General features: G+C 56.6%; 12 protein-coding genes. 9 read left to right on the forward strand and 3 right to left on the reverse strand.

Annotated elements, in window-relative coordinates:
- Positions 1-195: 195 nt before the first annotated feature.
- Positions 196-927, reverse strand: a complete 732-nt coding sequence (locus J2S31_RS08330) for a S1 family peptidase (protein ID WP_237098624.1) — start codon at positions 925-927, stop codon at positions 196-198.
- A gap of 56 nt (positions 928-983) precedes the next feature.
- On the opposite strand from J2S31_RS08330, the gene J2S31_RS08335 reads away from it, so the two are divergent.
- Entirely contained in the window at positions 984-1,790 is an 807-nt protein-coding gene (locus J2S31_RS08335; RefSeq protein ID WP_237098625.1) for an undecaprenyl-diphosphate phosphatase, read from the forward strand.
- Positions 1,791-1,847: 57 nt separating this feature from the next.
- Here the strand turns inward: J2S31_RS08335 and J2S31_RS08340 are convergent, their stop codons facing one another.
- Positions 1,848-2,258: a hypothetical protein gene (locus tag J2S31_RS08340; protein ID WP_237098626.1), complete on the reverse strand. Its 411-nt coding sequence runs from the start codon at positions 2,256-2,258 to the stop codon at positions 1,848-1,850.
- Positions 2,259-2,676: 418 nt separating this feature from the next.
- Here J2S31_RS08340 and J2S31_RS08345 point away from each other — a divergent pair, with 418 nt between their 5' ends.
- On the forward strand, positions 2,677-3,381 hold the full coding sequence (locus tag J2S31_RS08345) for a TVP38/TMEM64 family protein (RefSeq protein WP_237098627.1): 705 nt from the start codon (positions 2,677-2,679) through the stop codon (positions 3,379-3,381).
- Positions 3,382-3,390: 9 nt separating this feature from the next.
- Here the strand turns inward: J2S31_RS08345 and J2S31_RS08350 are convergent, their stop codons facing one another.
- Complete coding sequence (locus J2S31_RS08350) at positions 3,391-4,758, reverse strand: UTP--glucose-1-phosphate uridylyltransferase (RefSeq protein WP_237098628.1); 1,368 nt, start codon at positions 4,756-4,758, stop codon at positions 3,391-3,393.
- A gap of 126 nt (positions 4,759-4,884) precedes the next feature.
- Here J2S31_RS08350 and J2S31_RS08355 point away from each other — a divergent pair, with 126 nt between their 5' ends.
- The 7 genes from J2S31_RS08355 to J2S31_RS08385 all read left to right on the forward strand — a co-directional run bounded on the left by J2S31_RS08355 (position 4,885) and on the right by J2S31_RS08385 (position 11,976).
- Entirely contained in the window at positions 4,885-7,368 is a 2,484-nt protein-coding gene (locus J2S31_RS08355) for a glycogen/starch/alpha-glucan phosphorylase (RefSeq protein WP_237098629.1), read from the forward strand.
- A 39-nt stretch (positions 7,369-7,407) separates the two neighbouring features.
- On the forward strand, positions 7,408-8,097 hold the full coding sequence (locus J2S31_RS08360) for a hypothetical protein (RefSeq protein WP_237098630.1): 690 nt from the start codon (positions 7,408-7,410) through the stop codon (positions 8,095-8,097).
- A 69-nt stretch (positions 8,098-8,166) separates the two neighbouring features.
- On the forward strand, positions 8,167-8,781 hold the full coding sequence (locus tag J2S31_RS08365) for a hypothetical protein (RefSeq protein ID WP_237098631.1): 615 nt from the start codon (positions 8,167-8,169) through the stop codon (positions 8,779-8,781).
- Positions 8,782-8,865: 84 nt separating this feature from the next.
- Positions 8,866-10,416: an NAD(P)H-hydrate dehydratase gene (locus J2S31_RS08370; RefSeq protein WP_237098632.1), complete on the forward strand. Its 1,551-nt coding sequence runs from the start codon at positions 8,866-8,868 to the stop codon at positions 10,414-10,416.
- Between the two features lies 1 nt (position 10,417).
- Positions 10,418-10,903: a tRNA (adenosine(37)-N6)-threonylcarbamoyltransferase complex ATPase subunit type 1 TsaE gene (tsaE, locus tag J2S31_RS08375; protein ID WP_237098633.1), complete on the forward strand. Its 486-nt coding sequence runs from the start codon at positions 10,418-10,420 to the stop codon at positions 10,901-10,903.
- Positions 10,904-10,966: 63 nt separating this feature from the next.
- Positions 10,967-11,407, forward strand: coding sequence for an LPS export ABC transporter periplasmic protein LptC (gene lptC, locus J2S31_RS08380; protein ID WP_237098634.1), 441 nt, complete (start codon positions 10,967-10,969; stop codon positions 11,405-11,407).
- Positions 11,408-11,463: 56 nt separating this feature from the next.
- Positions 11,464-11,976: an LptA/OstA family protein gene (locus tag J2S31_RS08385; protein ID WP_237098635.1), complete on the forward strand. Its 513-nt coding sequence runs from the start codon at positions 11,464-11,466 to the stop codon at positions 11,974-11,976.
- The last annotated feature ends 5 nt before the right edge of the window (positions 11,977-11,981 follow it).

Genomic DNA, 11,981 nt, shown 5'->3' on the forward strand with positions numbered 1-11,981 from the left:
AGCAGATCCCGGCGGACTCAGTGCGAGATACAGAGGGGATGGGCAAAACCTTCAGGCAGGCGCCCGGAATGGCATTCGGCCTTTAACCCTTTTATTACCAACGTTCTCCCAAGCCTGCGTCAAGATAGCATATTTTAACCTACCGTATCAATTTTATAAATGGGGGTTTAGGGCGCTTTCGGGCTTCCGTCAGGCCTATATCAGGTTGAGCTTGCGGGCGTGCTCCAGGATGGTGCGGGCGTTGATGCCGATGCCCTGCTTGAAGGCGGCGTTCTGGTAGTTGCTCATCATGCTCACCACGCCCATCAGGCCTCCATCGCAGGCCACAATGGCGCCGCCGGAGTTGCCGAAAAACACTTCATTGTCCTTGAACAGGATGTACTCCGACTCCTCCAGCGCATCTTTTTTCTTGATCCGGGCTTTTTGCAAAGAGTAGTATTTGCGATTGGGATGCCCGACGATCATTAGATCGTCCTCACCCTCCGGGTTCATCTTCAGATCCAGGTAAGAGGGGTACGACCCCTGGGTTTTGATGAACGCCAGATCCAGATTCCGAACCCGATGCACGGAATCGATTTCGATCGTCCTTCCCGGCCGGGCCAGATCGTCTGCCGGAACCTCTGGAAGCACCACTTCGATCGATTTCCCATCCACCACGTGCCGCGCCGTAACAATGAGGCGCGGACCGATGAACACCCCGGCGCCGACCGAATGATCCGCTTTGATCACAACCGTAGCCCCAGCCACCTGACCGTACAGCCGGTGTGGGGTCTGGCACTCGATGCCCTTGCCGATGAGGTGGCGTTCGAGTTCGTTTTCCGGAGGATTGAAAAACAGCCGCACCGCCCGTTTGATGCGCTTCGGGTAGGTGTTTTCCGGGTCGGTCATCGCCAGCCTCTGGTTGCTGAGGGCAATGATCCCGAGCACAACAAAGAGCGCGATCCAGCCTTTATTTTTTCTTGTATCGAAACGCATAGGTGCGAATGGAAGATATCCAGGCAATCCTGCTGGGCCTGATCCAGGGCCTGACCGAGTTTCTACCCGTCTCCAGTTCCGGGCATTTGATTCTGGTGCCCATCCTGTTTGATTATCAGGATCAGGGGCTGGCCATGGACGCCATTCTGCATTTGGCCACCCTGCTCGCCATCATCATATTCTTCCGCAGGGAGCTCTGGCAACTGCTGTGTGCCATGTTCGACAAAAAGAACCAGCCGGCACGGCATCGCGTTGCCTGGGGCATTATTGTGGCCACGGTCCCCGCCGGGGTGGTGGGACTCTCACTCGGTGACTGGATCGAGGCGAACCTCCGAAGCCCGGTGTTCGTCGGGACCAATTTGATTTTCTGGTCGTTCGTATTCTGGTGGGCGGACCGGGGAGCGGCGCGCACCGACGGCGGTGAAGCGGAACTGAACGGCATGTCGTTCAAGCAGATTCTGTTGATCGGGTGTGCGCAGGCGGTGGCCTTGTTTCCCGGCACGTCGCGGTCCGGCATCACCATCGCCGCGGGCCTGTTCATGAACTTATCCCAACCCGCCGCCGCGCGCTTCGCCTTCCTGCTGGGCACGCCGGCCATCCTCGCCGCCGGCCTGCACAAAACCGTTTCAGTGATCACACAACCGGAAGAAGCCTTAATATTCACCAGCGGACAGATGGCCATGGCCTTCAGCATCTCCTTTCTGTCCGGTTACCTGGCCATCAAGATCCTGCTGACGGTGGTGAGCCGCGTGGGCCTGATCCCCTTCGTCATCTACCGGTTGCTTCTGGGCGGGTTCATCCTGGCAATTTACTGAAACAAAAAAAGCCGGACCGCCTTTTCGGCGGCCCGGCCCTCTTTGCTGACTAGAGCGTTATTTGCATTCGACCATCAGGTCAACCGTTCCATTGTTGGTGATGCGGACTTCACCACTGATATCGCCCAGCGAATCACCACGGCTGAAGTTGGGTTCGTGGGTCAAGGTAACAGACTGACGACCCATGCTGTGTTTGTTGGCCATACCCACACCCCGCTCGCCTTCCAGACCATGGTTCTGACCCGGTCCCAAGGTGATGGGAATGGTGGTGGCATTGGAAGATTTCCAGATAACCGCATTGGCACTTCCCCCGTCCCCGTGAGCGGAGTTACCGGAGGCTTGCAGAGTGATCTGGTTCGCATCCACACAGGATGTTTTGTCACCCGGCTTCAGGGTCCCTGCAAATGCGGAAGCGGAAAAACAGAGCGCGAGCACAGCAATGACAGCTACGAACAGGACTTTTTTCATAACGGACCTCCCTTACCCAATAAAATTGAACATTGCCCCATAAAAATTTGGATCACTCGTTCTGCCCCTATGGATCCAATTGCCCCAAAACCTTTATCAACCGGTTTGTTCCGGTTGCTCAATACCCTTTTCAGAGGGGCCCGTCGATAACCCATTTTGCCCCTTACACTTAATTGTGGCCAGTATACTTGGAAAGAGGTGCAAGTCAACAATTTTTTAGAATTTTTACTACAATACATAATACCAATTCCTATAATTTTCAATCCTACCTTCCTACTCATGGTGGAGCAGGCTAAAGCTTTATTTTTTAAACATTTTTAAGAAACAGGATTTTTTCTAAACTGGTTGCATCGGGTTAAAATGGCTGTTTTGAGGTAGAGGGCATTCCAGTCCGGAACGCAGGCTGGAGGAGACGAACATGGGCGCCACTGTTCAGGAAAAAAACAAAACCACGATCCCCGCTTCCGTACGCAGGCGGTTCATCAAGTTCATCATTTTGATCCTCGTGGGATTTGGCACCGGGTTTTATTTTTCCCGGCACGGGGTGAAACTGACGCCGGAATCTTTCCAGGCCTTTGTGTTGTCGATGGGGGTCTGGGGTCCCGTGCTTTACATTGGCGTGTTTGTCATCCGGCCATTGTTCCTGATCCCGTCCATCGCCCTGTTCATCGCGGGAGGGCTGGCCTTCGGTCCGGTGGTGGGTCCGTTATACGCCTCGGTGGGGGCGGGGGCGGGCGGCACGCTGGGGTTCTGGATCGCCCGCACCATGGGTCACGATTATGTGAAGAGCAAACTGAAACTGGGCGCGGACATGATCGACGACACGCGTTTCAGTTTCTCCATGGTGTGGTTGCTGAGCCTCATCCCCATCATGCCGGTGACGGTGATCAACTACGGTGCCGGGTTGTCCACCATGCGCTTTCGGCATTACATCCTTGCGCATGTGCTGGGCCTGACCCCACGCGCCTACGCCTACGGATTTTTCGGCAGCACGCTGTTGGCAATCGGCTCCACCCAATTCCGCGTCGCGCTCATCATTCTGATCGTACTGGCTCTCATCAGCCTCTACATGCGCTACCGCGCACGGCGTAAGCGGGTGCTGGAGTTGGAAGCCGCGCAATAACTTTCCGCATCAGTTTTCCAGAGTCTGGTTTTCGATCACCACCCCACCCGGCACGGCAAGCGGTTTGCCGTGGCTGATCAGGCGCACCCTCCCTTTCAGCGTCGCCACGCCGCGGAACCACACGTTGCCTTCCGCTTCCAACGATTCCAGGTCCACCAGGCTGGGTGCCTGCGAAACGCGGCGGCTGTACTCTTCAAAATTTTCCAGCGGTCCCTGCCAGACGACGGATGGCAGGTTCGCCTGCGCCCGCGCCGGGTTCCGCCGCAAATGCGCCCCTTCCTGCACGAAAAGGTCGGACTGGATCACCAACAGGTCGCTGGTTTTTTTGACCGGCAGAAAACGGTCGCGGTTCACCACCAGTCCAACGGCTTGTTCAAAATGCTCCAACGCCGCGCCGATGGCGGTTTCGAGTTGGATCACCGCCCGGCCATCTACGGATTTTTCGTTGACGATCAGGTTGAGGTCCATGGGCCCCCGCTCCAACCGGCGTTTCAAATGATCGAGATGAATCCAAATGTTGTTGGTGTTGAACACGCGGAATTTTTCAGTGCCGCAAAACGCATCCACGTGCTTCGGCGGCACCTGCGCGACCTCCAGCAGGTGCAGCCGGCCATCGCTGTCCTCATACAACGTGCCACCTTTCACGTCGGCGGATGTCTTCGGGGTCATTTCCATCAAAAACGGAATGTCGTGCTTCAGCATATGGTGGGCGATGGCGGGATCGGCCGTCGCGCCCAGGTTGTCGGCGTTGGACACGAACAAAAGTTTTTTGCCCTCGTCGCGCAGACGGTCGAGGATTCCCTGCTCCTCAAGGCAGGTGTACAGGTCGCCGTGACCCGGCGGGTACCACGCCTCCTGCCCGAACTCTTCTTCCTTAAGGGGCCGTCCTGTTGCCTTATCCAGCCGGGGAAACCGGTTCTGAGTGAAGCATTCGATCGGCTGGGAGTCAGGGTAATTGGAAAGGACCAGTGCCGTCTGTTCTTCGGTGTAAAAACTGTTCATCAGGATCAGCGGCACCCGCACCGCCCAGGTTTGCTCCAATTCCTGCAACTGGCCCATGATGAAATCGAGGAAGGTGAGCCCGTCGCGGATGGGAATCAGCGATTTCGGTCCGGGGCATCCCATGCTGGTGCCAAGCCCTCCGTTCAGTTTGCACACTGCCAGGTGGGCCAGCGCCTCCCTTCCCGCGTCTTCGTCCGGCGGCTCCAGGTTTTCATACGGCACCAGCCTGTCCACCTGCGGGGAGTGGATGGAATCCCAGTCGATGAGGCTGTCCGCTCCCTCCCGATGCCGCTCCACCAGGCGCAAAAACGCCCGGCGTGCCCGCGGTGTCAGATCCACTCCCTCCAAAACCCGGCTCCATTCCGAAATTTCCATTGGTTTATCCTGGGAACAGTCTTAAATTAGAATTATCAACTGGTTTCCCCCCAACCCAGGGGGCATACGGACCGGAATCCCCGTCGTCCGTATTGCTTGCCCATCTCTTCCATTCGGGAGATGATTATGAATGATAGCGTGACAAATACCAAGCCCTCCAGCCTACCCGAAGGCAATAGTGTGGACGTCATCAAAGACTCCATTTCCCATCATCTGAAATACTCGCAGGCGAAATCACCCCGCACGGCAACGCTCATGGATCATTACAACAGCATTGCCTTCGCCGTGCGCGACCGGCTGGTAGAGAAATGGATCGACACGCAAAACCGTTATTTTACCAAAGACCCGAAACGCATTTATTACCTGTCGATGGAATACCTGGTCGGCCGCGCCCTCAGCAATTACCTGGTGAATCTCGACTTCAAAAAGGAAGTGTGCCGCGCCATCGAGAAACTGGGACTCGATCTGGAAAACATCGAGCAATCGGACATAGAAGCCGGGCTGGGCAACGGAGGCCTCGGTCGCCTCGCCGCCTGCTTCATGGATTCGATGGCGACGCTTGGGATTCCAGCGGCCGGGTACGGCATGCGTTACGAATACGGCATCTTTTATCAAAAAATCATCGACGGCTTTCAGGTCGAGACGGCGGACAACTGGTTGCGTAAAGGGTATCCGTGGGAGTTGCCCCGGCCCGATTACCTGTACCCCATCCGCTTTTACGGCCGCGTCCAGCATACGTCAGACAAGGAAGGGTACGGCATCTGCCACTGGGTGGACTCGCACGACGACGTGATGGCGATGGCCTACGACGTCCCCATCCCCGGCTACCACAACCAGACAGTGAACAACCTGCGCCTGTGGAGCGCACGCTCCACCCGCGAGTTCGACCTCGACAGCTTCAACGAAGGCGATTACGTGCAGGCGGTCAGCCGCAAGCACGAATCGGAAACACTGTCCAAAGTCCTGTACCCGAACGACAGCAACATGCAGGGCAAGGAGTTGCGCCTGAAGCAGGAATACTTTTTCGTGTCGGCATCGCTTCAGGACATCCTGCGCCGTTACAAGCGCAACCATTCCACGTTCGAATCGTTTCCGAAAAAGGTGGCGATTCAATTGAACGACACCCATCCCGCGCTCGCCATCCCGGAGCTGATGCGCTTGCTGATGGACCGCGAGCACCGCCCTTGGGAGGAGGCATGGGAAATTGCCGTCAAAACCTTTGCCTACACCAATCACACTGTCCTGCCGGAAGCTCTGGAGAAGTGGTCGGTGGACCTCATGCAACGCGTCCTGCCGCGCCACCTGGAAATCATTTACCAGATCAACCAGAATTTTCTGAACCGCGTTCAGGTTCAGCATCCGGGCAACAACGCCATGCTGGAAAAGGTGTCCATCGTCGAGGAACAACCGGTCAAAAGCATTCGCATGTCCAACCTGGCGATCATCGGCAGTCACACCGTCAACGGCGTCGCCGCCCTGCACAGCGACATTTTGAAAAACCGCGTTTTTCCCGAATTCAACAAGCTGTTTCCGAACCGATTCACCAACATCACCAACGGCATCACGCAACGCCTGTGGCTGAAATCGTGCAATCCCGCACTCTCCGATCTACTGAACGACACCATCGGCGACGGCTGGGTGACCGACCTCAACCAGATGCAAAAACTCAAAAAATTCGCGGACGATGAGGAGTTTCAAAAACGCTGGCGGGATGTGAAGATGAGCAACAAGAAACGGCTGGCGGGATACATCCGCGAGGACAGGGCGCTCCGAATGGAGATCAATCCCCATCACCTGTTCGACGTGCAGGTGAAGCGCATCCATGAGTACAAACGGCAACTGCTCTGCCTCCTGCACGCCATCGTGTTGTACAACCGTTTCAAGGAAAACCCGAACTGCGACCACGTGCCGCGCACAGTGATGTTTGCCGGCAAGGCCGCGCCGGGCTACGACGTGGCGAAGCTCATCATCAAGCTCATCACCAGCGTCGCGGACAAGGTTAACCATGATGTGCAGACCGCGGACAAACTGCGGGTTGTGTTCATTCCCAACTACAGTGTGAACAAGGCGGAGGGCATCATCCCCGGCGCGGATCTTTCGGAACAGATTTCAACGGCGGGAATGGAAGCTTCCGGCACCGGCAACATGAAGCTGGCACTCAATGGCGCGCTCACCATCGGCACCCTCGATGGAGCCAACATCGAAATCAAAAACGAAGTCGGCGACGATAACATTTTCATCTTCGGGCTGACCTCCGGGCAGGTTGACGAAGTCAAAACCCGGGGCTACAATCCACGTGAATATTATGAGAAAAACCATGAGTTGCGACGGGCCCTGGACATGGTCCGGGACGGTTATTTCTCACCGGATCATCCGCACCTGTTCCAGCCCATCATCGATTCCCTGCTGGTCAAGGACCGGTTCATGGTGCTGGCGGATTTCGCGAGTTACATCGAAAAACAAAAAGAAGTGGAAGCGCTGTTCCTTTCACCGAAGGAATGGACCCGCAAGTCCATCCTCAATGCCGCCAGCATGGGTCCCTTTTCAAGCGACCGGGCCATCCGCCAATACTGCCAAAAAATCTGGGACGTGCATCCACTTCCAAAATAAAAAATAATGAGGTTGCGGGACCGTGTCCGGTTCCGGTTTATGCTGGTTTTCAAAAAGAACATTTATTATCACCCGCTCGAATCCCTGCAGGGAGCGGCGGCGGACCGGCCGTACGGCGGCGATGAGGAACCCCAACCCATCGCCTTTCACCTGATCCACAAAGCCCTCGCCGCCGGACGGGAAGTCGTTGAAGAACTCACCTCTTCCGACGAAGCCTCCAGCTTTGAAAAACTGAAGGTGCTGTTCCCCCATACCGCGCGCTTTGGCGGGTTGCCGGTGATGGACCCGCTGTCGAAAAACCTGCTGGACGGCCTGTTCGACACCCGCACCTGGTTCTTCATGAACTGCTACCACCTTTGCTACCTGTACGATGCCTTGCAGGAGATCGTCGAAGACTACAGTTACAGCGATGCCCAACGGCGGCGTGAGGTGATCCCGGAGTTGCGCGGCGAGCCCATCAACTTCAACCATTTTCTGAACCAGTACTTTTTCAATACCGCCTTTCTCATCTCCGCCAAACGGTACAACGGCATGACCCCGCTGGAACGGCGTCAGCTCGGAAAACTGGACCATGCCTACTTCGGCGCGGTTTTGCCCAAGGACGACCCCGGACAGCCGGAAGACCCGACCATGGGCAAAGTGATCAACGCCATTCCCCCCGAGCCGGAAGAGTTGTCCCTCACTCCTCATCCGGGCAATCCTTATGCCTCCGGTGCGCTCAGCCTTTAGAAAGCAAACTCTTTCCTGCCTTTTCAAGCTGTGCTAAATTAAGGATGAACTGACGCAACCGGGTATCCCATGCTGATATTCAAAAACAACATCTACCGGAAACAATACGGAGAGTTTTTGGCCCTTTCCACCGTGCAGGATTTCTCCACGGAGTTCGATCCCCATCACTTCGTTAAAGCCTGCCTGGATGAGGAAGTGGAACTGCTCGATCTCATCAAGAGCCACCCGCAGGAATTCTGGCGCGACGACCTCGCGGGGTTCTATCCGCGTTCCCACCGGTTTGGCGAGTTGCCTGTACTGCGCAAACTGATCGAGATTCTGCTCGAAGGGTTGGAGTGCAAGGAACACTGGTACCACATGAACACCTATCACTTCAGCCTGCTTTATGACGGGCTCAACCGCTTCGCCTACAACTACAACCACGACAGTCCGCAGGAAAAGCTGAAATCCCTGCCGGAAATGCAGGGCAAGCCCATCTACTTCGAGCAGTTCGTGGATGATTACTTTTTCAATACCGTCTTCCTCCTGACGGAAGATGCCTACAACCGTCTTTCGGGCAAAGAAAAACAGGATCTGGGTTACACCTGCCCGTGCCAGTTCGGCGCCGTCAACGGCCTCAAACCCTGCCCGGAAGAGATGGAATTGCAGATCGCCAAGGATTACCCCTATCCCGTGTACGTCTGATTTCCGTATTTTCCGTCAAACCGGATACAATAGGCTGAACGGATTCACCCTCCCTTCCCCGCACCTGGAACAAGGATTCGACCTTTGCAAAAAGTTGCAACAGCTCAGGAAATGCAGGCGGCGGATAAAACCGCGATCGAGCAATACAAAATTCCCGGCCTGGTGCTCATGGAGAATGCCGGGCGCAGTGTGGTGGACCTCATGTTCACCCGCATCCCGGACCTCGCGGATAAAAAGGTCGCGGTGCTGGCGGGCAAGGGCAACAACGGCGGTGACGGTTTCGTCATCGCGCGCCACCTGCACCAGGCGGGCGTGGGCGTGCGGGTTCTTCTGGCGGGGAAAGTGGCCGATCTGAAAGGCGACGCCAGGACCAATGCGGACATCGCCGTGACCATCGGCATCCCGGTGGCCGAGATCAACGAACGCAACCTGAACTCACAGAACCATTCACTCCGCCATTCACACATCCTGGTGGACGCCCTGTTCGGCACCGGACTGTCCAAACCGGCGGGCGGCCTCTACGCGAAACTGATCCAAAAGATCAACGCCGCCAAAAAATACGTGGTGGCGGTAGATTTTCCGTCGGGCATCGACGCCGACTCCGGGCTGATCAACGGTCCCTGCGTGCAGGCCAACCTCACCGCCGCACTCGCTCTTTTCAAACGCAGTCATTTGATGTACCCGGCGGCGGAGACGATGGGCGAGATCGTGCAGATCGACATCGGCATCCCCCGGCAGGCGGTGGAAGCACAAAACATCGGCGTGGAACTGGTGGAGGAGGCGGACATCGCCGCCCTGCTCCCCAAACGCAAACGCAACACGCACAAGGGCACTTATGGCCACGCGCTGGTCATCGGCGGGTCGCGCGGCAAAGGCGGCGCCGCCGGGCTGACGGCCCTCGCCGCCTTGAGGGCGGGAGCCGGACTCGTCACTCTCGCCATTCCCGAATCGTGCAATGCCGCGCTGGAATTTCATCCACTGGAAGCAATGACCCTGCCCCTGCCGGAAACGCCATCCGGCTCGGTGGCGCCGGAGGCGGTGGACTTGTGCCTGTCCAACCTCAAAAACAAATCGACGCTGGCGATCGGCCCCGGCCTCTCCACTCACAAAGGAGCGCTGGCACTTCTGGAAGCTCTCCTGCCGCAGGTCACCTGCCCCGTGGTCATCGATGCGGATGGACTGAACGGGCTGGCCAAACTGCCGGGGCTATTGAACCGCATCCAGAGCGAGGTGGTGCTGACACCACATCCGAAAGAAATGGCACGCCTCATCAGCGGCACCACGAAGGACGTGCAGGCGCGGCGGCTCGACACCGCCCGCGAATTCGCCCAGACCCACGGCGTCACGGTTCTCTTGAAAGGTGCCCCCACGCTGGTGGCACTTGCCGACGGACGCATCCGCCTCAATCCAACAGGCAATCCCGGCATGGCCACCGGCGGTACCGGCGACGTGCTGACCGGGATGATCGCCGGATTCCTCGCGCAGGGGTTGAGTGGACCCGACGCTGCCGTCACCGGCGCGTACCTGCACGGACTGGCCGGCGACCGCGTGGCCGCGGAGATGAGCGAGACCAGCCTCATCGCGGGCGACCTGTTGAAAGCCCTGCCCCAAACCCTGCAACAGGTTCAGATTTAAGATGCAGTTCCCTTCCCGATCCCCTGAGGACACACAGAACCTGGGCCGGCGCATCGGCCGCCTTTTGCAGGCTGGCGACATTCTGCTCCTGTTCGGCGATCTCGGCGCGGGCAAGACCACCCTCATCCAAGGCATCGCCCAGGGAATGGAGGTGCCGCCGGACCAATATGTGCGCAGTCCGTCGTTCACCCTCATCAACGAATACCGGGGCCGTCTGCCCATTTACCATATCGATCTGTACCGCATCGAGTCGGCGGATGAAATGGCCGATCTGGGGCTGGAAGATTACCTGTTCGGCGAAGGCGTCACACTGATCGAATGGGGTGAGAAGCTGTTCCCGGAGCAGAAAACGGACCAGCCTCCCTTGATCCCTATCAACAACCGGGTGGAAATCCGACTGGAAATCGGGGGAGAAACCGACCGCACGCTCAGCCTGAGCCCGTACCCCCAGGCCTCCGCCAGCCACCCCCTTTTTGCTTTACAATGATAAGGACGTGTGGCATATTTTTCTGGTTGGTATATCCTTTGCATAGAGGGGCTTGCGTCACGAATGAACAATAAAATCAGGAAATTATTGTTTGTCTCCATTCTCGCCTTGGTGTTTTCTTTTGGCGCGAACTACTATTCCAGCATGGAAAACGCCCCTCTCCCCATCTCTATCGAAAAAACCGAAAAAGGCATCGACGTCCAGATCCAAAACTTTAAAGTAGAAAACGAGATAAATGGTCGTAAAGATTGGATTTTAAAAGCAGAAAAAGCAACCATAAATAACGAGCAGCAGGTTGTGAAGCTGAAGGACGTGAACGTCACCTATTACCTGGATGCCGACCACACATCGCATATATCCGCTGAAAAAGGCCGAATGAACCAGGAAACGAATGACATCTATCTGGAAGGAGATGTCCGGTTCACCGCCGAGGTGGGTGGTTTTGTCCAGGAATACATGGACCGCAAACGGTCCACAACCCAGGTCTCGGCCAACGGATCGTGAACATTATCTCTAAATTTGCCTGCACCCTCGCTACGGTGGGGGCCGGATTTTTACTGATGACGGGCTCCCCCGCCTGGGCGCAAAAGAACTCCGGGACCGAGGAGCCGAAGCGCCTGGAGATCACTTCGGAGAAAATGCGTACCGAGAACAATGGCCGCAAGATCATCTTCACCGGCAATGTCCGCGGCACGTGGGAGGATGTGGTGCTGACCTCCAGAATTCTGGAGGTATACACTCAGCCCAGAGACAAGACTCAGCCCGGCACCACCTCCGGCAAGGAAGACCCCGGCCAGGGGCAAGAGTTGGAAAAAATCATCGCGCTGGAAAACGTGGACGTGGTGAAAGGAACCAAAAAAGCCCGGGGCGACAAGGCGGTGTATTACGACAAAGAACAGAAAATGATCCTGACCGGCACGCCGCACGCCACCGCTTGGGAAAATGAAAACATCCTGGAAGGCCCGGAGATGATTTTCTACATGAATGAAGATCGTTTTGAAGTCACGAACGGCGTCAAATTGATCCTGTTTCCCAAGGACTCCGAGATAAAAAAGGTCGACAAGAAAAATTGAAACCG

The sequence above is a fragment of the Nitrospina gracilis Nb-211 genome, from assembly GCF_021845525.1.
Lineage (GTDB): Bacteria > Nitrospinota > Nitrospinia > Nitrospinales > Nitrospinaceae > Nitrospina > Nitrospina gracilis_A.